This window comes from Streptomyces albiflavescens (assembly GCF_014645835.1).
Taxonomy (GTDB): Bacteria; Actinomycetota; Actinomycetes; order Streptomycetales; family Streptomycetaceae; genus Streptomyces; species Streptomyces albiflavescens.
Genome location: NZ_BMMM01000009.1, coordinates 210781 through 235376 on the forward strand (window position 1 = coordinate 210781; position 24596 = coordinate 235376).

The 24596-nt window shown below is 71.4% G+C and carries 18 protein-coding genes and 2 pseudogenes; 13 read left to right on the forward strand and 7 right to left on the reverse strand.

What is annotated here, in order from left to right; translation table 11 throughout:
* The first annotated feature begins 59 nt into the window (after positions 1-59).
* From IEY95_RS24755 to IEY95_RS24790, 8 genes are all read left to right on the forward strand, one after another.
* Positions 60-1046 carry an alpha/beta fold hydrolase gene (locus IEY95_RS24755; protein WP_189188312.1) on the forward strand — a complete coding sequence of 329 codons (987 nt, stop codon included), beginning with the start codon at positions 60-62 and terminating at the stop codon, positions 1044-1046.
* Positions 1047-1211: 165 nt separating this feature from the next.
* Complete coding sequence (locus IEY95_RS24760; protein WP_189188313.1) at positions 1212-2576, forward strand: MBL fold metallo-hydrolase; 1365 nt, start codon at positions 1212-1214, stop codon at positions 2574-2576.
* 384 nt (positions 2577-2960) lie between these two features.
* The gene (locus IEY95_RS24765) at positions 2961-3704 is read left to right on the forward strand and encodes a sulfite exporter TauE/SafE family protein (RefSeq protein WP_189188314.1); all 744 of its coding nucleotides are present in this window, start codon (positions 2961-2963) and stop codon (positions 3702-3704) included.
* Between the two features lie 50 nt (positions 3705-3754).
* Positions 3755-4117, forward strand: coding sequence for a rhodanese-like domain-containing protein (locus IEY95_RS24770; protein WP_189188477.1), 363 nt, complete (start codon positions 3755-3757; stop codon positions 4115-4117).
* A gap of 223 nt (positions 4118-4340) precedes the next feature.
* Positions 4341-6518 carry an MMPL family transporter gene (locus tag IEY95_RS24775; protein ID WP_189188315.1) on the forward strand — a complete coding sequence of 726 codons (2178 nt, stop codon included), beginning with the start codon at positions 4341-4343 and terminating at the stop codon, positions 6516-6518.
* Between the two features lie 106 nt (positions 6519-6624).
* On the forward strand, positions 6625-6891 hold the full coding sequence (locus IEY95_RS24780; RefSeq protein ID WP_189188478.1) for a metal-sensitive transcriptional regulator: 267 nt from the start codon (positions 6625-6627) through the stop codon (positions 6889-6891).
* A 528-nt stretch (positions 6892-7419) separates the two neighbouring features.
* Positions 7420-8883 (forward strand): 3' terminal RNA ribose 2'-O-methyltransferase Hen1, encoded by a 1464-nt coding sequence (locus IEY95_RS24785; protein WP_189188316.1) that lies wholly within the window; start codon positions 7420-7422, stop codon positions 8881-8883.
* Positions 8880-11486 carry a polynucleotide kinase-phosphatase gene (locus IEY95_RS24790; RefSeq protein ID WP_189188317.1) on the forward strand — a complete coding sequence of 869 codons (2607 nt, stop codon included), beginning with the start codon at positions 8880-8882 and terminating at the stop codon, positions 11484-11486. Before IEY95_RS24785 ends, IEY95_RS24790 begins: the two co-directional genes overlap by 4 nt.
* A 62-nt stretch (positions 11487-11548) precedes the next feature.
* Here the strand turns inward: IEY95_RS24790 and IEY95_RS24795 are convergent, their stop codons facing one another.
* Both IEY95_RS24795 and IEY95_RS24800 read right to left on the reverse strand, forming a co-directional pair.
* On the reverse strand, positions 11549-12442 hold the full coding sequence (locus IEY95_RS24795) for an NAD(+)/NADH kinase (protein ID WP_189188318.1): 894 nt from the start codon (positions 12440-12442) through the stop codon (positions 11549-11551).
* Positions 12439-13518 (reverse strand): SPFH domain-containing protein, encoded by a 1080-nt coding sequence (locus tag IEY95_RS24800; protein WP_189188319.1) that lies wholly within the window; start codon positions 13516-13518, stop codon positions 12439-12441. Before IEY95_RS24800 ends, IEY95_RS24795 begins: the two co-directional genes overlap by 4 nt.
* 164 nt (positions 13519-13682) lie before the next feature.
* On the opposite strand from IEY95_RS24800, the gene IEY95_RS24805 reads away from it, so the two are divergent.
* The 3 genes from IEY95_RS24805 to IEY95_RS24815 all read left to right on the forward strand — a co-directional run bounded on the left by IEY95_RS24805 (position 13683) and on the right by IEY95_RS24815 (position 17729).
* Positions 13683-14906 carry an arginine deiminase gene (locus IEY95_RS24805; RefSeq protein WP_189188320.1) on the forward strand — a complete coding sequence of 408 codons (1224 nt, stop codon included), beginning with the start codon at positions 13683-13685 and terminating at the stop codon, positions 14904-14906.
* A 72-nt stretch (positions 14907-14978) separates the two neighbouring features.
* Positions 14979-15986 (forward strand): ornithine carbamoyltransferase, encoded by a 1008-nt coding sequence (gene argF / locus IEY95_RS24810; protein ID WP_189188321.1) that lies wholly within the window; start codon positions 14979-14981, stop codon positions 15984-15986.
* 291 nt (positions 15987-16277) lie between these two features.
* Entirely contained in the window at positions 16278-17729 is a 1452-nt protein-coding gene (locus IEY95_RS24815; RefSeq protein WP_189188322.1) for an amino acid permease, read from the forward strand.
* On the opposite strand, the gene IEY95_RS24820 is transcribed toward IEY95_RS24815, so the two are convergent.
* Positions 17689-18141 carry an ATP-binding protein gene (locus IEY95_RS24820; RefSeq protein ID WP_189188323.1) on the reverse strand — a complete coding sequence of 151 codons (453 nt, stop codon included), beginning with the start codon at positions 18139-18141 and terminating at the stop codon, positions 17689-17691. The genes IEY95_RS24815 and IEY95_RS24820 overlap by 41 nt on opposite strands.
* Before the next feature lie 364 nt (positions 18142-18505).
* Between IEY95_RS24820 and IEY95_RS24825 the strand changes: the two genes are divergently transcribed.
* The gene (locus IEY95_RS24825; protein WP_189188324.1) at positions 18506-19333 is read left to right on the forward strand and encodes an enoyl-CoA hydratase family protein; all 828 of its coding nucleotides are present in this window, start codon (positions 18506-18508) and stop codon (positions 19331-19333) included.
* Positions 19334-19437: 104 nt separating this feature from the next.
* Positions 19438-21795, forward strand: coding sequence for a bifunctional salicylyl-CoA 5-hydroxylase/oxidoreductase (locus IEY95_RS24830; RefSeq protein WP_229703356.1), 2358 nt, complete (start codon positions 19438-19440; stop codon positions 21793-21795).
* A gap of 1 nt (position 21796) precedes the next feature.
* On the opposite strand, the pseudogene IEY95_RS24835 reads toward IEY95_RS24830, so the two are convergent.
* From IEY95_RS24835 to IEY95_RS24850, 4 genes and pseudogenes are all read right to left on the reverse strand, one after another.
* Positions 21797-22726: pseudogene (locus tag IEY95_RS24835) on the reverse strand (sulfate adenylyltransferase subunit 1); the annotation flags it as partial.
* A 34-nt stretch (positions 22727-22760) separates the two neighbouring features.
* Positions 22761-23090, reverse strand: a pseudogene (locus tag IEY95_RS24840) (phosphoadenosine phosphosulfate reductase domain-containing protein); the annotation flags it as partial.
* Positions 23087-23638 carry an adenylyl-sulfate kinase gene (gene cysC, locus IEY95_RS24845; RefSeq protein WP_189188325.1) on the reverse strand — a complete coding sequence of 184 codons (552 nt, stop codon included), beginning with the start codon at positions 23636-23638 and terminating at the stop codon, positions 23087-23089. The gene cysC and the pseudogene IEY95_RS24840, both read right to left, overlap by 4 nt.
* Before the next feature lie 113 nt (positions 23639-23751).
* Complete coding sequence (locus tag IEY95_RS24850; RefSeq protein WP_189188326.1) at positions 23752-24594, reverse strand: PaaX family transcriptional regulator; 843 nt, start codon at positions 24592-24594, stop codon at positions 23752-23754.
* Positions 24595-24596: the final 2 nt, after the last annotated feature.

Genomic DNA, 24596 nt, shown 5'->3' on the forward strand with positions numbered 1-24596 from the left:
AGTGTCACAGCATCGGGAATCGATCCCGGCCAGGACAGCCGGCGAAACGTGGAGGATTCATGTCGCAGCAGACCGTGGACGTCACCCACCGGATCGTCTCAGCCCCCGCGGGCCGGATCCACCTCGTGGAGCAGGGCGCTGGGCCGCTGGTGCTGCTCGTGCACGGGTTCCCGGAGTCCTGGTACTCCTGGCGCCGTCAGCTGCCGGTACTGGCCGAGGCCGGGTACCGCGCGGTCGCCGTCGACGTGCGCGGTTACGGCCGTTCGTCCAAGCCCGATGCCACGGACGCGTACCGCATGCTCGAACTGGTCGAGGACAACGCGGCGGTGGTACGGGCCCTCGGTGAGCGGCGCGCGGTGATCGTCGGGCACGACTGGGGGGCGACCATCGCCGCCCACTCGGCCCTGGTCCGACCGGACGTGTTCCGCGCCGTGGGGCTGCTCAGCGTGCCCTACGCTCCTCCTGGCGGGCCGCGGCCCAGCGAGGTCTTCGCGCGGATGAGCGGGGGCGGGGGAGACGAGTTCTACGTCTCCTACTTCCAGGAGCCCGGGCGCGCCGAGGCCGAGATCGAGCCGGACGTACGCGGCTGGCTCGCGGGTTTCTACGCCGCCCTGTCCGCCGACACCATGCCCCGACCCGGCGCGCCCGACCCCCACTTCGTGGGCCGGGGCGGGACGCTGCGCGCCCGGTTCCCCGCCGGTCCGTTGCCCGCCTGGCTCAGTGAGAAGGATCTCGCGGTCTACGCCGAGGAGTTCGAGCGGACCGGTATGACCGGGCCGCTCAACCGCTACCGGAACATGGACCGGGACTGGGAAGACCTCGCCGACTTCGAGGGCGCCCCCATCACCCAGCCGTCCCTCTTCATCGGCGGGGGCCTGGACGCCTCCACCACGTGGATGGCCGACGCGATCAAGGCCTATCCCGCCACCCTGCCCGGCCTGGTCTCCTCCCATGTCCTCGAGGGCTGCGGCCACTGGATCCAGCAGGAGCGTCCTGCCGAGATCAACCGGCTCCTGACCGACTGGCTCGCGTCCCTGCCGTCCTGAGGGATCCTGTCCATCAATGGCCCCAGGCCTCCGTTTCCGGAGGCCCGGGGCTTTGTCGTCGGGCCCCCGACCACGCGTCGGCTCGGCTTGGCGGAATACGGGTGGGGGTATACGCTGCTGCAGATGGATACCCCCCCCTGGTATCTGACGTGAGGAGGAAAGCACATGTACTTCGTGGAGACACTGGCGACGGAAGGCCTGGGCAACCGGTCCTACCTGGCCGGTGGACGGGAGACGGTGGTGATCGTCGATCCGCCGCGCGACATCGACCGGGTGCTGGCCGCCGCCGCCCGCCGCGGAGTGCGTGTCACGCACGTGGCCGAGACCCATGTGCACAACGACTACGTCAGCGGTGGACTCGAACTGGCACGGATCACCGGCGCCGCGTACCTGGTTCCCGCCGGAGCTCAGGTCGCATACCCGCGGGTGCCGGTCGCCGACGGCGACCGGGCCGCGATCGACGACGGTCTGATGCTGCGGGCGGTGGCCACGCCCGGCCACACGCCGCACCACACCTCCTACGTCCTGTACGACGGTGACGCCCCGGTGGCCGCGTTCACCGGCGGGTCGCTGCTGATCGGGTCGGTCGGCCGACCCGATCTGGTCGAACCACGGCTGACCGAGCGCCTCGCCCGCGCCCAGCACGCCTCCGCGCACCGGCTCGCCGAACTCCCCGAGGACGTACGGGTGTTGCCCACGCACGGCTTCGGGAGCTTCTGCTCCGCGGTTCAGGCCGACGGCGAATCGAGCACGATCGGCCGGGAGAAGGTCCGCAACACCGCGCTGACCAGCGACGTGGACACGTTCGTCGCCGAGCTGCTCGCCGGTCTCGACGACATACCCGCGTACTACGCCCACATGGGCCCGGCCAACGGCGCGGGCCCCGCACCGGTCGATCTCACCGCTCCGCGGGTGGCGGATTCCGCCCAGCTCGCGCACCGGCTGGCCGTCGGGGAGTGGGTGGTGGACCTGCGCAACCGGGTGGCCTTCGCGGAGGGCCATCTGGCCGGGTCGCTGAACTTCGACGGTACGGGGCAACTGGCCACTCACCTCGCCTGGCTGATCCCGTGGGGCAAGCAGGTCACTCTGCTCGCGGACACCGCCGAGGGCATCGCCGCCGCGCAGCGCGAGCTGGTGCGCGTCGGCATCGACCGTCCGGCGGCCGCCGCCACCGGCCCGGCCGATCGGTGGGCGGCCGAGGGTGAGGAGCTGCGCTCCTTCCGGCGGGCGGACTTCGCCGACCTGGCGGCGGCTCGCGAACGCGGTGAGGACCCGGTGATCGTGGATGTGCGCCGCACGAGCGAGCGTGCCGCCGCCGGGTGGGTGACCGGGGCGGTGCACATCCCGCTGCATGAACTTCACCGGCGGATCGGTGAGTTGGCGTCCGGCACCGTGTGGGTGCACTGCGCCGGAGGGCTGCGTGCCGCGATCGCCGCGTCGTTCCTGGACGCCGCGGGCCGCGAGGTCGTCGCCGTTGACGACGGCTTCGACCACGCGCGCGACCTTGGCCTCGTCGCCGTACGGGGCTGATCACGTGGTGGGCCTGATCGCGCGCCCGGTCCGATCCTGCGGACGGCCTGATCGTCCGACTCGTCTCCTCGTGCGGACACCCTGATCGTCCGACTCGTCTCCTCGTGCGGCCGCTTCGGTCGTCCTGTCTGCGCCCCGGGCCCGGCGCCCTGCCGACGTGATCGCTCGGCCGGTCCGATCGTCCGGCCCGCCGGTCGGCTGGTCCACCTGATCGTCCCGCGCCCGCCCGCAGTCCCGCGCCCGCCCGCGGTCCCGTGCCCGCCCGCAGTCCCGCGTACGACCAAGGAACCTCGCCATGACCTCCGTATCCGTCCGGTCCACAGCTGTCGGCCCCGTCCCGGAACCGTCGGCACTCCCGGTGGGTTCCCGTCGCCGGTGGCGGGCATGACCGTCACGGTTCTGGCGCTGGTGGCCGGGGCGCTGGTCGGGCTCGTGCTGGGCGGCCTGGGTGGCGGTGGCAGCATGCTGGCCGTGCCCGCGCTGGTCTACCTGTTGGGGTTCAGTCCGCGGGAGGCCGCCGGCGCCGCGCTGGTCATCGTGGCGCTCACCTCGGTCGGCGGGCTGCTCGCCCATCTCCGTACCGGCACCTGTCGTTGTCGGGCCGGGGCGTTGTTCGCCGTGGCCGGGCTGCCGTTCGCCGCCGCGGGGGGACTGGTCTCCGCGCGGCTGCCCGGAGGTCTGCTGACGGCGGGGTTCGCTGCCGTGGCCGCGCTCGCCGCCTGGCGGATGCTCCTCCCCGACGGGTCCGTACGTGCCACCCGCGCGAGCCGTGGGCGGGTCGCCGCCACCGGCGCCGGTCTGGGGACGCTCACCGGGCTGCTCGGCGTGGGCGGCGGCTTCCTGGCGGTACCCGCCCTGGTCTCCGTACTGGCCTTCCCGATGGCCGAGGCCGCCGGTACCAGCCTGCTGGTGATCATCGCCAACGCGCTCGCGGCGCTGGCCGGCCGCTCCGGGTCCCTGGCCGGACTGGACTGGGCGGTGATCGGTCCGTTCACCGGCGCCGCCGTACTCGGCGCGTGGGACGGCAAACGGCTCGCGGCGAGATTCTCCGGAGCCGCGCTCCAACGCGCCTTCGCGCTGGTACTGCTCGCGGTTGCCGCCCTGATGTTCCTGGACGCCGTCCTGTGAGCTCCCCCTTCCCCGTCTGTTCCCCAACCCGAGTAGTGGAGTGATGTGTGATGTTCGGTTTCCTGCGCGGTGGCCCCGGCCGTGTGACCCCCGCTGGGGCCCATGAGCGTACGAGCACGACCGAGGCCGTCCTGCTCGACGTACGCGAGAAGTCGGAGTGGCGGGCCGGGCATGCTCCGACCGCCGTTCATCTGCCGCTGGGCAGCCTGCTGGCCGGGGCCTCGCTGCCGAAGGCGGCGCAGGGCAGGCCGGTCGTGGCGATCTGTCGCGGTGGGCACCGTTCCCGCCAGGCCGCCAAGGCGCTGGCCGCGCGCGGTGTGGACGTCGTCGACGTCAGCGGCGGCATGAGTGCCTGGCAGCGGGCCGGGCTGCCGGTCGTGGACGATCGCGGCAGGCCCGGCACCGTCGCCTGACGCCTGACGCCTGACGCCTGTCGCCTGTCGCCTGTCGCCTGTCGCCTGACGCCTGACGCCTGACGCCTGACGCCTGACGCCTGACGCCTGACGCCTGACGCCTGACGCCTGATCTCCGCGTACCCCCGATCGCATACGGGTGGGGGTATCCCCTCGCCCTGACCTCATCAATACCCCCATGGGTATCCAGACATGTCCAGCGGTATCCCTCAAGGAGTCCTCCATGACCAGCACCGACCGGGTCGCCGCCCCGCGCGCGGCCACAGAACCCACCGCCCCCGGCGGCTCTCCGCCCGGCCCTCTCGGCCGTCTGGGCCTGTGGTCCGCCGCCCATCTGCGGCTGGTCGCGGTGATCTGGCTGGCCCTGGTCGCGGGGCTCGGCGCGCTCGCCCCCTCGGCGACCTCCGCGCTGGCGGGGGCGGGCTGGCAGGCCGACGGTTCCGACTCCGTCGCCGTACGCGAGCTCGCGCAGAAGCACTTCGGCGGTAACTCCTCCGCCGCCCTGCAGGTTGTCGTCAAGGCCGATCGGCCAGTCACCGATTCGGCCGTGCGGGACGTCATCGGCGAGGCGACCGCGCTGCTGAGGGCCCACCCGGACATCTCCGAAGTCGTCGCCCCGCAGCCCGGGTCCACCATCAGCCGCGACGGCAGGACGGCGATCATCCTGGGCGGCGCGGGCGCCGACACCAACGAGATGGTCAAGGCCGCCGAAGCCCTCAAGGGCCCGCTGACCGCCCTGTCGACCGACGGCATCCAGGTGAGCGCCACGGGCTCGTCCATGATGTGGAGCGACTTCAACACCGCCAGCCACGACGCGATGATGAAGTCCGAGATGCTGTCCTGGCCGGTCACGCTCGGCATCCTCGTGCTTGCCTTCGGCACGCTGGTCGCCGCCGGACTCCCGCTGCTGCTCACCGTGGCGGGGCTCGCCGCCTCCGCCGGGACCCTCGTCCTGCTCGATCACGTCACGCCCGTGTCGATCTGGGCGATGAACTTCGCGATGATGTTCGCCCTCGCGCTGGGTATCGACTACGCGCTGTTCCTCGTCGTGCGTTTCCGGGCCGCCCTCGCCCGGCACGGAGATGCCCGGCAGGCGGTGGGCGAGACCATGGACACCGCGGGCAAGGCCGTTCTGTTCTCCGGGATCACCGTCGTGGCCAGCCTCGGTGTCGTGCTGCTCGTGCCTTCGCCCGCCTTCCGGACCATGGCGCTGGGCATCATGCTCGCCGTCGCCTTCGTCCTGGTCGCCACGCTCACCCTGCTGCCCGCCGTGCTCGGCAGGCTCGGCACCAAGGTCAACTCCGGTGCCCTGCCCTGGCGTCGCGGGAAGACCGAACCCGTCGGCGGGTCACCGCGCTTCGGCTCCTGGGGTGAGCGGCTGTGGGCATACCCACTGCGTTACGGCATCCCCGCCCTGGTCGTGCTCGTGACGCTGGCCGTGCCGATCGTCGGCCTGAAGGTCGCGATGCCGTCCATCGACGTCGTCCCGGACGACTCCTCCTCGCACACCGGCTACACCGCCGTACAGCAGGCGTTCGGCGACGGCGCCGCCGGCACGCTGCAGATCATCGCCCCCGCGGCCCAGGCCCGGGCCACCACCGCCGTACTGAAGGACGACTCCGGGATCGCCGCCGTGATGCCCGCCGTGGGCGCGGCCGACGACTCCGGACTCGTTCTCATCCAGGCGGTCCCCGCGGTCGACCCCTCGGACGCCGCTCTCTCCTCCACTGTCGACCAACTCCGCGACGACCTGCCGGACCGGGCCCTTGTCGGCGGCGCCGCCGTGGAGAACCTCGACCTGCAGCGCGTCCTGGACGAGAAGACCCCGCTCGTCATCGGCACGATCCTCGGCCTGGGCTTCCTGCTGCTGCTCTTCGCGCTCCAGGCCCCGCTGGTCGCGCTGCTCGGCACCGTCACCAACCTGCTGGCCACGGGGGCCGCCTTCGGTGCGGCCCGGCTGATCTTCCAGGAGGGCCACGGTGCGAGCCTGCTCGGCTTCACCCCGCAGGGCTTCATGGACGGCTGGGGGCCGGTCTTCTTCTTCGCCATGATCTTCGCGATCGCCATGGACTACACCGTCTTCCTGCTGTCCTCCGCTAAGGAGCAGTACGAGCGGACGGGCGACCCGCGCCAGGCCATGGTGGGCGCGCTGGCCCACTCCGGGCGGGTCGTCTTCGCCGCGGCGGCCGTCATGGTCGCCGTCTTCTTCACCTTTGCGCTGTCGGGGCCGCTGCCGCCCAAGGAGATGGGCATCATCCTCGGCCTGGCGGTGCTCCTCGACGCCGCCCTCGTGCGACTCGTACTGCTGCCTGTCCTGCTCCGGCTGACCGGACGCGCCGCTTGGTGGAGCCCCGCGTGGCTGCACAAGGTGCTGCCCGACATCAAGTTCTCGCACGACTGACCCGGCCCCTCGTGATCGGTGGCCCCGGGCTCCGCTCGGGGCCACCGATACCCCAGGGGGTACCATGGCGCAAGGAAGAACCCACCAGGAGGACCCACTCATGGCCATGTCCGTCGACGAGGAAGCCAGCACCGCCATCCTCAACCGCCTGCGCCGCGCTCAGGGGCAGCTCGCCGGCGTCATCGCCATGATCGAGGCCGGCCGTGACTGCAAGGACGTCGTCACCCAACTCGCCGCCGTCTCCCGGGCCCTGGACCGGGCCGGCTTCAAGATCGTCGCCAGCGGTATGCGCCAGTGCATGGCGGCCGCCGACGAGGACACACCCCCCATGACCGAAGCGGAACTCGAGAAGCTCTTCCTCGCCCTCGCCTAGGTCCTGTCGTCACATTCCCGTCGTCCGCCCGGAGGGCGGGCCCTGCGGCGTCAGGTGCGTGCTCTGGGGGTCCCCCCGGCCGAAGGCTGGGGGAGTGCCGGGCACAGGCCCTCGTACTGGATGTACTTGGGTCTGTGCCCGGTGCGGCGAGAGTGCGTGCATGGCGTCGCGGGGCAGACGGGAATGTGACGACAGGGCCTAAGAGCCCCCGCCTGTCGGCTTCGAGTTCGTCCCACCCGGCATCGACCGGGGCGAGCGAGGGCTGGGGTGGAAAAATGCCTGAGTATGGCCAGGGTGTTCGCTGTACGTTGTGCGGGCGCGCCGACAAGGGGCGCCGCGCGGGGGGCCGACCGCGTCGCGGCGCATGCACCGCTACGAGGGCGAGGAAGCGCCTGGAGCAGTGATCGCCAGGGCGCGTACTCCTTCAGCTGTGGTCCACCGGATTCCGGCGTGTGTGCACGCGATGTGCACGGCGTTGCCGCACGGCAAGTATCCGCAGCTCAGCATACGTTTCGAGGCAGACCCACTGTGTTCCTGACGATCAGTACCACCGGTACTCCAGAGCGCCCCGCGACCGACCTCGGCTTTCTGCTGCACAAGCATCCCGACAAGGCGCAGGCGTTCTCGACCTCCTACGGCACGGCACACGTCCTCTACCCGGAGGCGTCCGTCGAGCGGTGCACGGCCGCGCTGCTGCTCGAGGTCGACGCGGTGGCGCTGGTCCGGCGGGGCAAGGGCAAGGGGCGCGGAGGCGCGCCCGACGCCGCGCTCGCGCAGTACGTCAACGACCGCCCGTACGCGGCCTCCTCCCTGCTCGCCGTGGCGCTGAGCGCTGTGTTCTCCAGCGCGATGAAGGGCCAGTGCACCGCGAGGCCCGAACTGCCGGAGCAGCCCAGGCCGCTGCGGATCGAGGTGCCCGCGCTGCCCGCCCGCGGCGGCGCCGACCTCGTACGGGCGCTGTTCGAGCCGCTCGGATGGACGGTGACGGTCGAGGCCGTGCCGCTGGACGAGCAGTTCCCCGAGTGGGGCGACTCCCGCTATGTACGTCTGGAACTGGAAGCGACGCGGCTGACGCTCGCCGAGGCCCTGCGCCATCTCTACGTGCTGCTCCCGGTGCTCGACGACGCCAAGCACTACTGGGTGTCGTCCGACGAGGTCGACAAGCTGCTGCGGGCCGGTGAGGGCTGGCTGCCGGACCACCCGGAGCAGAAGCTGATCACCAGCCGGTATCTCTCGCGCCGCTGGTCGCTGACCCGTGAGGCGATGGAGCGGCTGGAGCTCGTACGGCTCGCCGAGGCCGACGACACCGAGGTCGAGGAGATCGACAACGCGGTCGACGAAGAGACGGACACCGAAGAGAAGCCGGTGCCGCTCGCCGTGCAGCGCCGGGACGCGATCCTCGCCGCGCTGCACGCGTCCGGCGCGGGCCGCGTCCTCGATCTCGGCTGTGGACAGGGCCAGTTGGTGCAGGCGCTGCTCAAGGACACGAGGTTCACCGAGATCGTCGGCGTCGACGTGTCGATGCGCGCGCTCACCATCGCTTCGCGGCGGCTCAAGCTGGACCGCATGGGCGAGCGGCAGGCCTCGCGCGTACAGCTCTTCCAGGGCTCGCTCGCCTACACCGACAACCGCCTCAAGGGGTACGACGCCGCCGTGCTCAGCGAGGTGATCGAGCACCTCGATCTGCCCCGCCTTCCCGCCCTGGAGTACGCGGTGTTCGGCTCCGCCCGCCCGAGGACGGTCCTCGTGACGACGCCGAACGTCGAGTACAACGTCCGCTGGGAGACCCTCCCGGCCGGACACTCCCGGCATGGCGACCACCGCTTCGAATGGACGCGGGAGGAGTTCCGGACCTGGGCGCGGACGGTCGCCGAACGGCACGGGTACGAGGTGGAGTTCACGCCCGTCGGACCTGACGACCCCGAGGTGGGCCCGCCCACGCAGATGGCCGCATTCACGCTCACCGCCCCGAAGGAGGAGAAGGCCGCATGACGAACGAGACGCACACCAAGGCGCGCACCCTGCCCGTGACCGACCTTTCCCTCGTGGTGCTGATCGGCGCGTCCGGCTCCGGCAAGTCCACCTTCGCCCGCAAGCACTTCAAGGCGACCGAGGTGATCTCGTCCGACTTCTGCCGCGGCCTGGTCGCCGACGACGAGAACGACCAGAGCGCCAGCGGCGACGCCTTCGACGTACTGCACTACATCGCGGGCAAGCGGCTCGCGGCGGGCCGCCGAACGGTCGTGGACGCCACCAACGTTCAGCAGGAGAGCCGCCGCCAGCTGATCGAACTCGCCAGGAAGTACGACGTGTTGCCCATCGCGATCGTGCTGGACGTGCCGGAGGAGGTGTGCGCCGAGCGCAACGCCGCCCGAACCGACCGCGCCGACATGCCGCGCCGCGTCATCCAGCGCCACATCCGCGAACTCCGCCGCTCTCTGCGCCACTTGGAGCGCGAGGGGTTCAGAAAGGTGCACGTCCTGCGTGGCGTGGAGGAGGTCGAGAGCGCCGAGGTCGGCACCGAGAAGCGGTTCAACGACCTGACCCACCTCACCGGCCCCTTCGACATCATCGGCGACATCCACGGTTGCGCCTCGGAGCTGGAGGCCCTGCTCGGCAAGCTCGGCTACGTCGACGGGACGCACCCGGCAGGCCGTACCGCCGTCTTCGTCGGCGACCTCGTCGACCGCGGCCCGGACAGCCCGGGCGTACTGCGCCGGGTGATGTCCATGGTCGGCTCGGGCAGCGCCCTGTGCGTGCCCGGCAACCACGAGAATAAGTACGGGCGTTACCTCAAGGGCCGCAAGGTCCAGCACACGCACGGCCTCGCCGAGACGATCGAGCAGATGGAGGGGGAGAGCGAGGAGTTCCGGCAGCAGGTGCGGGAGTTCCTCGACGGACTCGTCAGTCACTACGTGCTCGACGGGGGCAAGCTCGTCGTCTGCCACGCCGGTCTGCCCGAGAAGTACCACGGGCGGACCTCCGGCCGGGTGCGCTCGCACGCGCTGTACGGCGACACGACCGGTGAGACGGACGAGTTCGGGCTGCCGGTGCGCTATCCGTGGGCGGAGGAGTACCGCGGCCGCGCGGCCGTCGTCTACGGTCACACCCCGGTGCCGACGGCCACCTGGCTGAACAACACCATCTGTCTGGACACGGGTGCCGTCTTCGGCGGAAAGCTCACCGCACTGCGCTGGCCGGAGCGCGAGCTCGTCGACGTACCGGCCGAGCAGGTCTGGTACGAGCCCACCAGGCCGCTCGCCTCCGAGGCGCCGGGCGGCCACGAGGGCCGTCCGCTCGACCTCGCGGACGTGCACGGCCGGCGGGTCGTCGAGACACGGCACGCCGGACGCGTGTCGATCCGCGAGGAGAACGCGGCGGCGGCCCTGGAGGTCATGAGCCGCTTCGCCGTGGACCCGAGGCTGCTGCCGTACCTGCCGCCGACCATGGCACCGACCGCGACCTCGCACATCGAGGCCCGCGGCGGAGCCGCTGATGAACACTTCCTGGAGCATCCGGCCGAGGCCTTCGCGCAGTACCAGGAGGACGGGGTCGCCCGGGTCGTGTGCGAGGAGAAGCACATGGGCTCGCGGGCGGTGGCACTGGTCTGCCGGGACGCGGGGGTGGCACGCGAGCGCTTCGGCGTTGGGGGCACCTCCCGCTCGAGCGCAGCCGAGAGTGGGGGAGGTCCCACCGGTTCGCTCTACACCCGCACCGGCCGTCCCTTCTTCGACGACGCCGCCGTCACGGAGGAGATCCTCGGCCGGGTGCGGGCCGCCGCGACCGAGGCGGGGCTGTGGAAGGAGCTCGAGACCGACTGGCTGCTGCTCGACGCCGAGTTGCTGCCCTGGTCGCTGAAGGCGTCCGGGCTGCTGCGCAGTCAGTACGCGGCGGTCGGCGCCGCGTCCAAAGCCGCGTTCCCGGGAGCGCTGGCCGCGCTCGAAGGGGCCGCGGAGCGCGGGGTCGAGGTACGGGACCTGCTGGCGCGCCAGCGTGGACGCGCCGCGGACGCCGAGGCGTTCACGGACGCCTACCGGCGCTACTGCTGGACCACGGAGGGCCTGGACGGTGTCCGGCTGGCACCCTTCCAGATCCTCGCCGTCCAGGGCCGGAGCCTCGCCGGCCTGCCGCACGACGAGCAGCTCGCGCTGATCGACCGGCTCGTGGAGCACGACGGGAGCGGGCTGCTGCAGACCACCCGGCGGCTCTTCGTCGACACCGGTGACCCGGAGTCGGTGCGGGCCGGCGTCGACTGGTGGCTGGAGATGACGGGCCGCGGGGGCGAGGGCATGGTCGTCAAGCCGGTCGGCGCGGTGGTGCGCGGCGCGCAGGGGCGTCTCGTGCAGCCCGGCATCAAGTGCCGGGGGCGTGAGTACCTGCGGATCATCTACGGTCCGGAGTACACGCGTCCCGAGAACCTCGCGCGGCTGCGTGGGCGGTTCCTGAACCACAAGCGGTCGCTCGCGATACGGGAGTACGCCCTGGGGCTCGAAGCCCTCGACCGGCTCGCGGAGGGTGAGCCGCTGTGGCGGGTGCACGAGGCCGTGTTCGGGGTGCTGGCGCTGGAGTCGGAGCCGGTGGATCCGAGGCTGTGAGGGTTTCGTCCCCGCCGCCCGCAACCGCGACGGGTAGGGACGGAGGGGGCGCAACCCCCACGTCACTCCACCAACCGCAGCCGCACCCCCGCAATCCCCACCCGCACCGTCTGCCCCCACACCAGCTCCACCGCGTCCCCCTCCATCCCGTCGCCGAACACGATGAGCCGGTCCGATTCGACGGTGAGGGACAGCCGGGCGGAGGAGGTGAGTTCGCCGGCCACGAGGGATGTTCCGGTGGCCGGGGACGGCCAGGCCTCGCGGACGAACCAGAGGAGGCGTTCGTCCGTGGGGCCGGGCAGCGGCAGTTCGCCGCCCCGCTCCTGCCACACGGAGCGGAGCCAGCCGCTGGCCCCCGTCCCGGTGCCGACCAGGACCCCGGAGGAGGCCTGGGGCTCGACGGCACCCCCGTACTCGTCGAGCCCCAGCCGATAGCGGGCCGTCTGATGGCCCGCGGCTCCCAGGTAGATCTCGTTGAGCGCGACCAGCCGTTGCGTGTCGTCCGCGACCGCCTCGACCATGGTCAGCTCGTCGACCCGGCCGCCGTGCGCCGAGGCGAGCAGCGCGCCCGCGTCCTTGGGGCGGTGCCGCACCAGCACCCCCGGGTTGCGCCCGGGATCGGTGTCGATGCCCACCACCGGCTGCCCGGTCACGTACTTGGCCACGTTCGCGACCAGCCCGTCCTGCCCGACCACGACCACGATGTCCTCCGGCGCGAACAGGAAACGGTCCAGGTCCGCGCGCTCCACCCGGGCCTGACGCCAGGTCAGCGGAACCGCCGACACCACCTCGGCCAGTGCCTCCCGCGCCCGCCGGTGCCGCTCGGCCACCTCCCCGATGTCCCGCCCCCGGGAGGAGAGGAAGAACGCCGCCTGCCCGTGTGTGCCGTGCCGGGCCACCAACTCCTCGTACTCCGTGGTGCGATGGACGAGGACGACCCGCGGCGCGAGACTCACGCCGGTTCCCCGGAGGCCCCGTTGCCCAGCTTGGCGAGCAGTCCTGTCAGGACGTCCGGCGACACCGTGACGCTCTCGATCCGCGGCAGGTTCTCCGCGAGCCGCGTGCCCGTCAGGGCGTGCAGTGTGGCGACGTCCACGTCCCCGTGAACCCGCAGCCAGGCGGCCTGCGCCTCGGCCCGCGCCGCGCCGACCTCGCGCGCGGCCTGCGCCTCGGCCCCGGCCAGCCGCACCTTGCGGGTGGCCTCCGCCTCGGCGAGGCGCAGCGACCGGGTGGCCTCCGCCTCCGCGAGGCGGACCGTGCGCGCGGCCTCCGCCCCGGCGCGCACCGCGTCCGCCGCCGCGTGCTCCTCGGCCTCGCGCCGCGCGTTCGTGCCGCGCTGGTCGACCAACTGCTCCTCGCGCCGGGCGAGTTCGATCTGGCTGGCGAGTTCGTTCTCGGCGATGGCGCGCTCCCGCTCGACGGCGACGGCACGGCGTTCGTACGTCGCCTTGTCCGCGTCCTGCTGGATCTGCTCGCGGGCCGGCGTGCGCAGTGCCCGCTCCACCTCGGGCTCCGGGCGCAGCGCGACGACCCGTACGGCCACCACCTCGATCCCCGTCGCGGGCAGCCGGGGCTCGGCGGCGAGCCCGCCCGCGACCCGTTCCCGTACCGCCGCGACGCCGTCGACCAGGGCGGCCGCCAGCGACGTACGGGCGAGGACGTCCAGCGCGTGCTGCTGGGCCGTCTCGGTGAGCAGGGTCGAGAGCTGCTCCAGGGGAGCGCCGCGCCAGGCGCCCGTGTCGGGGTCGATGGAGAAGTCCAGGCGCGCGGCCGCGATCGCCGGATCGCTGATGCGGTAGGTGACCGTCGCCTGTACCGCGACGTCCTGGAAGTCGGACGTACGGGCGTGAAAGGTCATCGCCAACTCGCGGTCGTCGACCGGGACTTCGGAGAGCGCGGCGGTCAGGGAGCGGTACCAGAAGCTCAGTCCGGGGCCGTCGTGCACCAGGCTGCCGGAGCGGTGGTGCCGGACGTGGGCGGTCGGCGCCCCGCGCAGATGGCGCCAGCCGAGACGCCGGGTGATGTCGGCCATGAGTACCCCCTTGTCGCCGGGCGATCCCGGCGACCCCTCGTTCGTCTTTGTCGTCACTAAGACGATAATGGCGGGGCTCGCTTATCGTCAAGGGGACGAAATGAATGATGCGCAGGTCCCGCGATCGGCGGGTGAACAGGCGTCCGGATGGTCAGGATGGAGGCATGGGATTCCACGTCGACTCCGAGGCCGGGCGGCTGCGCCGCGTCATCCTGCACCGGCCGGATCTTGAGCTCAAAAGGCTCACCCCCAGCAACAAGGACGCCCTGCTCTTCGACGACGTGCTGTGGGTGCGCCGGGCGCGCGCGGAGCACGACGGGTTCGCCGACGTACTGCGCGACCGCGGGGTCACCGTCCACCTCTTCGGTGACCTGCTCACCGAGGCCCTGGAGATCCCGGTGGCCAGATCGCTCGTCCTGGACCGGGTCTTCGACGAGAAGGAGTACGGGCCGCTCGCCACCGACCACCTACGGGCCGCCTTCGAGACGCTGCCCGCCCCGGAGCTGGCATCCGTGCTCGTCGGCGGCATGACCAAGCGGGAGTTCCTGGACGCCCATCCGGAGCCGACCTCCGTGCGCTTCCATGTCATGGACCTCGACGACTTCCTGCTCAGGCCGCTGCCCAACCACCTGTTCACCCGGGACACCTCCGCCTGGATCTACGACGGGGTCTCCATCAACGCCATGCGCTGGCCGGCCCGGCAGCGCGAGACCGTGCACTTCGAGGCGATCTACCGGTACCACCCGCTCTTCCGTCACGAGACCTTCAATCTCTGGTCGGAGGGGCAGATCGACTACCCGTCCACCATCGAGGGCGGTGACGTGCTCGTCATCGGCAACGGTGCGGTCCTCATCGGCATGAGCGAGCGGACCACGCCCCAGGCCGTCGAGATGCTCGCGCACAAACTGTTCGCGGCGGGCTCGGCGCGCACCATCGTGGCACTCGACATGCCCAAGCGGCGGGCCCTCATGCACCTCGACACCGTGATGACGATGGTCGACGGCGACATCTTCACCCAGTACGCCGGGCTCGGCATGCTCCGCTCGTACACCATCGAGCCGGGCGCGGAGGAGAAGGAGTTGAAGGTCACCGACCACCCCCCGGAGCACATGCACCGTGCTATCGCCGCGGCGCTCGGCCTGAACGAGATTCGTGTCCTCACCGCCACCCAGGACGTGCACGCGGCCGAGCGGGAGCAGTGGGACGACGGGTGCAATGTGCTCGCCGTCGAACCGGGTGTCGTGGTCGCCTACGAGCGGAACTCCACCACCAACACGCATCTGCGCAAGCAGGGCATCGAGGTCATCGAGATTCCGGGCAGCGAGCTGGGGCGGGGGAGGGGCGGGCCGCGCTGTATGAGCTGTCCGGTCGAACGCGAGGCGGTGTAGTCCCCGTATAGAAATTCTGGGCATCGTATAGAATTCCAATGCCCCCGTCTTCGTAACCTTGGAGCGCCCCCCATGGCGACAGTCCCGACCGCCCTCGCCGGCCGCCACTTCCTCAAGGAGCTGGACTTCACGGAAGAGGAGTTCCGCGGTCTGATCGAGCTGGCCGCCGAGCTCAAGGCGGCCAAGAAGGCCGGGACCGAGACCCCGTACCTGCGGGGCAGGAACATCGCGCTGATCTTCGAGAAGACCTCCACGCGTACGCGCTGCGCGTTCGAGGTCGCGGCGGCGGACCAGGGCGCCTCGACGACGTATCTGGACCCGTCCGGCTCGCAGATAGGCCACAAGGAGTCCGTGAAGGACACCGCGCGCGTCCTCGGCCGGATGTTCGACGCCATCGAGTACCGGGGCGACAGCCAGGCCTCCGTCGAGGAGCTGGCCGCGTACGCCGGTGTGCCCGTCTACAACGGTCTGACCGACGACTGGCACCCGACCCAGATGCTCGCCGACGTGCTCACGATGACCGAGCACTGCGACAAGCCGCTCGGTGAGATCGCCTTCGCCTACCTCGGCGACGCCCGCTTCAACATGGGCAACTCGTATCTGATCACCGGCGCGCTGCTCGGTATGGACGTCCGTATCGTCGCCCCGCAGGCCTACTGGCCCACCGACGAGATCGTCGCCCGAGCCCGCAAGCTCGCCGAGAGCAACGGCGGGCGGGTCACCCTCACCGAGGACATCACCGAGGGCGTCCAGGGCGCCGACTTCGTCGCGACCGATGTCTGGGTCTCCATGGGTGAGCCCAAGGAGGTGTGGGACGAGCGCATCGGTGCCCTCTCCCCGTACGCGGTGACGATGGACGTGCTGCGCGCCACCGGCAACCTCGACGTGAAATTCCTGCACTGCCTCCCGGCCTTCCACGACCTGGGCACGAAGGTCGGCCGTGACATCCATGAGACCCACGGTCGCGACTCCCTCGAGGTCACCGACGAGGTCTTCGAGTCGGCGCACTCGGTCGTCTTCGACGAGGCCGAGAACCGGCTGCACACCATCAAGGCGATCCTGGTCGCCACGCTGGCCTGACGGGCGTTTCCGGCGTGCCCTGTGGGTGCGGCCGGCGTTTCCGGCGTGCCCTGTGGGTCCGGCCGGCGTTTCCGGCGTGCCCTGCGGGTCCGCCCGGCGTTTCCGGCATGCCCTGCGGGTCCGACCGGCGTCGCGTCGGGCCTGTCGGTCTGCCCCACACGGCAGGCCTTGCCGGTCCGGCCCATGTCCCAGCAGGCCTTATCCTGACCGGCGGTCCGGAACCACCCCTTCCGTGGCCGTCGCGCGATCTACCCCGTCGCACTCGCACCACCAGAAACGAGCACCACCCGCATGCCCGCTCCACGGATACCTCGTATCAAGTCCCCCGAGCTGCTCATCGCCGAATCCGGCACGGACCTCGAAGGCCATGGCCTCAAGCGCACCATGGGCCTCTTCCAGCTCGTCTGCTTCGGCGTCGGCGCGATCGTCGGCACCGGAATCTTCGTCGGGCTGTCCGACTCGGTCGCCCAGGCCGGACCCGCCGTGGTCGTCTCCTTCATCCTCGCGGCGATCACCTGTGTCTTCACCGCGTTCGCGTTCGCGGAGCTCGGCGGCGCGATCCCGGTCTCGGGATCCTCGTACTCCTTCGCCTACGCCGGACTCGGCGAGAGCACGGCCTTCCTGGTCGGCTGGTGTCTGCTCCTGGAGTACGGCGTCTCCGTGTCGGCCGTCGCCGTCGGCTGGAGCCAGTACGTGAACGAGCTGCTCGACAGCCTCACCGGCCGGCAGCTCCCCGCCGCGCTCTCCTCGGGACCGACCGACGGCGGAGTCATCAACGTTCCCGCGGTCATCGTGATCGCCCTGGCCTCGGTCCTGCTCATGCGCGGCGTGCGGGAGAGCGCCCGGGCGACCGCCGCCATGGCCGTGCTCAAGCTGGCGATCCTGGTGCTCTTCTGTGCGATCGGGTTCAGCGCCTTCAAGGACGGCAACCTCACGCCGTTCTCGCCGGCCGGACTCGGCGGCATCGGCGCGGGCACCACGGCCGCGTTCTTCTCGTACATCGGCTTCGACGCGATCACCACGGCCGGCGAGGAGGCCAAGAACCCGCGTCGCAACATCCCGATCGCCATCATGATCTGCATCGGCCTGGTCACGTTGCTGTACTGCGCCGTGGCGCTGGCCGCGATCGGCGCGATCGGCGGGGACAAGGTCGGCGGTCAGCCGGCCGCGCTGTCGTACGTCGTCAACGAGGTGACGGGCTCCACCGTCGGCGGCGGGGTCATCGCCTTCGGCGCGGTCGTCGCCATCGCCTCGGTCGTGCTCGCGGTGATGTACGGCCAGACCCGCATCCTCATGTCGATGTCGCGCGACGGACTCATCCCGCGTGTCTTCGAGAAGATCTCGCCGAAGACCTCGACGCCGGTGGCGGGCACCTTGATCGTCGCGGTCGTCTTCGCCGTCCCTGCGGCCTTCGCCTCGCTCGACGCCGCGGTCAACCTGTGCACCATCGGCACGCTCGCCACCATGGCCGCGGTCAATGTCGCGGTGATCGCGCTGCGCCGCCGGGAGCCGGGCCTCGCCCGCACCTTCCGGGTGCCGCTCTACCCCGTCGTACCGCTGCTCGGTGTGGGCTTCTGCCTGTACCTGATGTACGAGACGGGCTGGACGACCTGGGTGCAGTTCGCCCTGTTCCTGGTGGCCGGATTCCTGGTGTACGTCCTCTACGGGCGCCGCCATTCCCGGCTGGCCGCGCGGGCGGAGGCTACAGCGGCCGTCGCTGAGCGGGAATCACAGGCAGTCTGAACCAGACCGCCTTGCCGGAATCGGTCGGGCGGTGGCCGCAGGACGAGCTGAGGGTGCGGATCAGCAGCAGGCCGCGCCCGTGCTCCTGCCAGGGGTCGGGTTCGCCGGCCTGGTGGGGGACCGTGAGATTGCCGGGCGGCGCCGGGTCCGGGTCGTGCACCTCGACCTGGCAGCCGGACGGCATCAGTTCGACGACCAGCTCCAGGGGACCGTCCCCGGCGGTGTGCTCCACGGCGTTGGCGACCAGCTCCGCGGTGAGCAGCTCAGCGGTGTCGCTGTCGGCCGCGTGCTCCAGCTCCGCCAGCGCGGTGCGGACCAGAGCACGGGCGACGGGCACGGCCGCGACGGTGTGCGGCAGTGCGATGCGCCAGGAGGCGGGGGCTGGGGTGTTGTGCAAGGCGAGTCCGTTCATGGAGCAGGCTGTCCTGCTTTGAGCCGTATGCATCGTACGGGGCCCCCATGCAGAGGCGCTCAGCGGGCTATTTCGGAACATCGGCGGATGCCTCTCGGGACGTTCGGCCCGGCGTTCGGCCCGACATAGGGCTGCGTACCCAGACGAACGGCCCACCCCGCACGGTCTGCTCCCACCGTTACGGAGCTATCGATGATCCGTGACTCGGTGACGGCTGCCGGTGACCCGGTGGCGTCGGCCCGGGACGTGGAAACAGGCTCTCCGACCCCTGGCGTATCGCGCACTCATGACGACAGTCACAGAGAAGTGATAACTTCATGGAGTAGCCGCAGAGCGTCGCCCCCGCCCGAGGAGGCCGCACGTCATGAGTCCCTTCACCGGCTCCGCCGCCCGCACGCCCGACTGGCAGCACCTGAGGTGTGAGGTCGCGGACGGGGTCGCCACGGTCACCCTGGCCCGCCCCGAGAAACTCAACGCGCTCACCTTCGGCGCCTACGCCGACCTGCGCGACCTGCTCGCCGAGCTGTCCCGCGAGCGATCCGTACGCGCCCTGGTGCTGGCCGGCGAGGGCCGCGGCTTCTGCTCCGGAGGCGATGTCGACGAGATCATCGGCGCGACCCTCTCGATGGACACCGCCCAGCTCCTCGACTTCAACCGGATGACCGGGCAGGTCGTACGGGCGGTACGGGAATGCCCGTTCCCGGTGATCGCGGCGGTGCACGGCGTGGCGGCGGGCGCCGGAGCCGTGCTGGCGCTGGCGGCCGACTTCCGGGTCGCCGACCCTTCGGCCCGCTTCTCGTTCCTCTTCACCCGCGTCGGGCTGTCCGGCGGTGACATGGGTGCGGCCTATCTGCTGCCCCGGGTCGTCGGGCTCGGCCACGCGACCCGGCTGCTGATGCTCGGCGAGCCCGTGCGCGCGCCCGAGGCCGAGCGGATCGGCCTGATCAGCGAACTCGCCGACGAGGGCGGCGCCGACGAGGCCGCACAACGGCTGGCCCACCGCCTCGCCGAGGGCCCGGCCCTCGCGTATGCGCAGACCAAGGCGCTGCTCACCGCCGAACTTGACATGCCGCTCGCGGCCTCCGTCGAACTGGACGCCTCGACCCAGGCGCTGCTGATGAACGGCGAGGACTACGCCGAGTTCCATGCCGCTTTCACGGAGAAGCGGCCGCCGAAGTGGCGGGGGCGATAGCCGTGGCGGCCGGCGACGCGGCGGTGCCGACGGGCGAAGGATCGGTGCCGGCGGGTGGGCACGGACGCCAGGCGGCGGGCGCGCGGACGCCGGAGGGCGGGCGGGTGCCGGAGGTCGCGGCCACCGCCGCGCGCACAGCTCTGCGCGTCGCGGTGATCGGCGGCGGTCCCGGTGGCCTCTACGCCGCCGCCCTCCTCAAGCGACTCGATCCCGCGCGCGAGATCACCGTCTGGGAGCGCAACGCCCCCGACGACACCTTCGGCTTCGGTGTCGTGCTCTCCGACGAGACGCTCGGCGGCATCGAGCACGCCGACCCGGTCGTGTACACCGCGCTCCAGGACGAGTTCGTGCGCTGGGACGACATCGACATCGTGCACCGAGGAGTGCGTCGCACCTCGGGCGGCCACGGCTTCGCGGCGCTCGGCAGGCGCCGGCTGCTGGAGATCCTGCACGAACGCTGCCACTCGCTCGGCGTCGAGCTGCGCTTCCGTACGGAGGCCCCGCCGGTTGCCGAGCTGATGAGGGCGTACGACCTCGTCGTCGCCGCCGACGGTGTGCACAGTCTCACGCGCGGGGCGTACGCGGAGGCCTTCGGGCCGTCCGTCGAGGAGCATCGCTGCCGCTACATCTGGCTCGCCGCCGACTTCGCCTTCGACGCCTTCCGCTTCGAGATCGCCGAGACCGAGCACGGCGTGATGCAGCTGCACGGCTACCCGTATTCCCGCCCGTCGTCCGACCACCACCCCTCGACGAGGCCCGCCGGGCCGCAGAATCAATGCGGCGCCTCGACCGTCATCGTGGAGATGCGCGAAGAGGTGTGGCGGGCGGCCGGGTTCGCGGAGCTCGACGAGCAGGGGTCCGTCGAGCGGTGCGCGAAGATCTTCGCGGACGCGCTGGGCGGACGCCCGCTGCGGTCCAACAAGTCGGCGTGGACCACCTTCCGGACGGTCGTCAACGACCGCTGGGCGCACGGGAACCTGGTCCTCCTCGGCGACGCCGCGCACACCGCCCACTTCTCCATCGGCTCCGGCACGAAGCTGGCGGTGGAGGACGCGCTCGCGCTGGCCGCCTGTCTGGAGGAGCACGCCGATCTGGCGCAGGCCCTCGGCGCCTACGAGGAGGAGCGGCGCCCGGTCGTCGCGTCCACCCAGCGGGCGGCGCGCGCGAGCCTGGAGTGGTTCGAGAACCTGGACCGTTACCTCGACCAGCCCTCACACCAGTTCGCCTTCAACCTCCTCACCCGCAGCCGCCGCGTCACCCACGACAATCTGCGGCTGCGCGACGCGCATTTCACCGAGTCCGTGGAGCGCGAGTTCGGATGTCCGTCGGGTACGCCCCCGATGTTCACGCCGTTCAGGCTGCGCGGCCTCACCCTGCGCAACCGGGTCGTCGTCTCGCCCATGGACATGTACTCGGCCGTGGACGGGGTTCCCGGCGACTTCCACCTCGTCCACCTGGGCGCGCGGGCACTCGGCGGCGCCGGACTGGTGATGACCGAGATGGTGTGCGTGAGCGCGGAGGGCCGCATCACGCCCGGCTGCGCGGGGCTCTACACCGGACGGCAGGCCGAGGCCTGGCGGCGGATCACCGACTTCGTCCACGCACAGGTGCCGGGCACCGCGATCGGCGTGCAGCTCGGTCACTCCGGGCGCAAGGGATCGACCAAGCTGATGTGGGAGGGCATGGACGAGCCGTTGGAGGACGGCAACTGGCCACTCGTGGCCGCGTCCCCGATCCCGTACAAGCCGGGGAACCAGACGCCCCGCGAGCTGTCGCGCGCCCAACTCACCGACATCCGGGAACAGTTCACCGCCGCAGCATGGCGGGCCGCGCGCGGCGGCTTCGATCTGCTCGAACTGCACTGCGCCCACGGCTACCTGCTCTCCGGCTTCCTGTCGCCGCTGACCAACCGGCGCACCGACGCGTACGGCGGCTCGCTCGCCCGCCGGCTCCGCTTCCCGCTCGAAGTGTTCGACGCCGTGCGGGCCGTGTGGCCCGAGGAGCGGCCGATGACCGTCCGCATCTCCGCCACCGACTGGGCCGATGGCGGCACCACCGGGGACGACGCCGTGGAGATCGCGCGGGCCTTCGCCGCGCACGGCGCCGACGCGGTCGATGTGTCGACGGGCCAGGTGGTGGCGGACGAGCGCCCCGAGTACGGGCGCTCGTACCAGACGCCGTACGCCGACCGGATCCGCCACGAGACCGGCCTGCCCGTGATCGCCGTCGGCGCCATCTCCTCCTGGGACGACGTCAACTCCCTGATCCTGGCCGGACGCACGGACCTCTGCGCGCTCGCCCGGCCGCATCTGTACGACCCGCACTGGACGCTGCACGCGGCGGCCGAGCAGGGATACGAGGGTCCGGGCGTCGTCTGGCCGATGCCCTACCGGGCAGGCAGCCGGCGCCCGCAGACCGGACGCACCGATGCCCCCAAACCCCGGCTCACGCTGGGGACTTGAGGGCATCCGTGCTGATCATGTCGCCGCGCGCGACATCGCGCGCGTCGGCCAGGCGCAGCGTCAACGACTGGGGCGCGTACGCCGTGTCGGCGTCCTCGCCGAGTACGTCGATGCCGACGATCTCGGAGGTCTCGCCGGACGGATGGACGGTGACGCGGTCGCCGACGCGCAACTCTCCGGACACCAACTGTCCCGCGTAGTGGCGGACTTCGTCGTGCCGGATGACGTACTGCACCGGGAAGCGCGCCGGAGCGGTCGACGCGTCGGAGCCCACCGGCACGGTCTCCAGGAACTCCAGCAGAGCCGGACCCTCGTACCAGCCCATGTGCGCCGAACGCTCCACCACGTTGTCGCCGCACAGCGCGGAGACCGGGATCGGCGTGAAGCCGGGCAGGTCCAACTCGGCGGCATGGCCCGCGAAGTCCTCGACGATGCGCTCGAACTCCGTCTCCTCGTACCCGACGAGGTCCATCTTGTTCACGGCGAGCACGACGTGCGGGACGCGCAGCAGCGCGGCGACGGCGGCGTGCCGATGGGTCTGCTCGACCACGCCGTGGCGCGCGTCGACCAGGATGATGGCCAGGTCGGCGGTGGAGGCGCCGGTGACCATGTTCCGGGTGTACTGCACGTGTCCGGGGGTGTCGGCCAGGATGAAGCGGCGGCGTGGGGTGACGAAGTAGCGGTACGCGACGTCGATGGTGATGCCCTGTTCGCGTTCGGCGCGCAGGCCGTCGGTGAGGAGGGCGAGGTCGGGCGCGTCCTGGCCGCGGCTGGCGGACACGCGCTCGACGGCTTCCAGCTGGTCCGTCAGGACGGACTTGGAGTCGTGCAGCAGACGTCCGACGAGCGTGGACTTGCCGTCGTCGACGGAGCCCGCAGTCGCGAAGCGCAGCGTGTCGACGGCGCCGCTGCTGATGACGGTGACGGTCATGTCTAGAAGTACCCCTTGCGCTTGCGGTCTTCCCGTCCTGTACGGAGGCGACGTGCAGGCGCAGACCGTGCTTCTGGACGGTGCGGTCGCGGTACTCGAGGACCTCGGGGAAGTTGTGCCCGGTGTCCACGTGCAGCAGCGAGAAGGGGATCGCCGCGGGGGCGAACGCCTTCAGCGCGAGGTGCAGCATGACGATGGAGTCCTTGCCGCCGGAGAACAGGATCACCGGCCGCTCGAACTCGCCCGCGACCTCGCGGAAGATGTGGACGGCCTCGGACTCCAGCGCGTCCAGGTGCGACAGCGCGTACGGGCTGGACTCCTCGGAATCGCCGGCTGCCGCGGAGACAGTGGTTGCGGTCGTCATGCGAGACCCCTCTCGGTGAGCAGCGCATGCAGCGCGGCCGCGGACTCCTCGGGCGTCTGCAGGTGCGTCTCCAGCGTGAGCGCCGGGTCGAGCGGCGGCTCATACGGATCGTCGACACCGGTCAGGCCCCTGAGCTGCCCCGCGGCCTGCCGGGCGTACAGCCCCTTCACATCGCGCTCGCCGCACACCTCGACCGGGGTGGCGACATGCACCTCGATGTACGGCGTCCCGCTCGTTTGGTGGCGCTTCCGGACGGCCTCGCGGCTGTCGGCGTACGGGGCGATGACGGGCACCACGGCGAGGACGCCGTTGCGCGCGAGGACCTCGGCGACCAGGCCGATGCGCTGCACATTGGTGTTGCGGTCGGCACGGGAGAAGCCGAGGCCGGCGGAGAGGAAACGGCGGATCTCGTCACCGTCGAGGACCTCCACGCGGTGCCCCTCGGCCTTCAGACGGCTGCCCAGAAGGCGCGCGATGGTCGTCTTGCCCGCGCTCGGCAGGCCCGTGAGCCAGACGGTGGCTCCCTGAGCCCTGGACGTGGTGGTCATACGTGCTGTCCTCTTCCTGTCCTGGCGTGCGGCTCACGACGCTAGGTAAGAAACATGAGAAGAGGGACGGAAGAGCCTGAGGGTTCCCTTAGCGCCTCATGATGTAAAAGAGGTCACACATCGTCGGAATGCCGGAAGTGCCCGGGCACGCCCGCGAAGACCGCCCCGGCGTCACGCAACCGCTCGTGCAGTGCCCGGAAGACGGTGGCCGAGCGGGCGCCCGGCCAGTCCTGGGGCAGCAGGGCCGCGGGCAGTCCCGGGTCGGTGTACGGGAGGTGGCGCCAGGAGTCGAGGGCGAGCAGATAGTCGCGGTACGCCTCCTCCGGCGGGGTGTCCGCGCGCCGCTCCCAGGCGTGCAGCACGGGCGCGTGCTGGTCGAGGAACTCCTCGTGCTCCTTGGCGATCGCGGCCAGGTCCCACCAGCGGGCGACCGCGTCGGCCGTCGCCGCGAAGCCCAGGTGCTCCCCGCGGAACAGCTCCACGTAGGGGTCGAGCCGTAGCCGCTCCAGGGTGTGCCGGGTCTCCTCGTAGAGCCGCGCCGGGGCCAGCCACACCCCGGGGGCAGCCGTCCCGAAGCCGAGACCTGCGAGCCGAGAGCGCAGCACGTGCCGCTTCTGGCGCTCGGACTCCGGCACGGAGAAGACGGCGAGCACCCAGCCGTCGTCCTCGGGTGGCGCCGTCGCGTACACCCGCCGGTCGCCGTCGTCGAGCAGCTGTCGCGCGTCCGCCGACAGTGCGTATCCGGCGGCGCCGGCCGCCGTGCGTGCCGGCTCGAGGAGGCCGCGGCGCTTGAGTCGTGACACCGACGACCGTACGGAGGGCGCGTCGACGCCGACCGCGGCGAGGAGCCGGATCAGCTCGGCCACCGGCACGGGGCCGGGCGTGAAACGGCCGTACGCGCCGTAGAACGTGACGATGAGGGACCGGGGGGCGTGCTGCTCTGACACGTTGATCACTC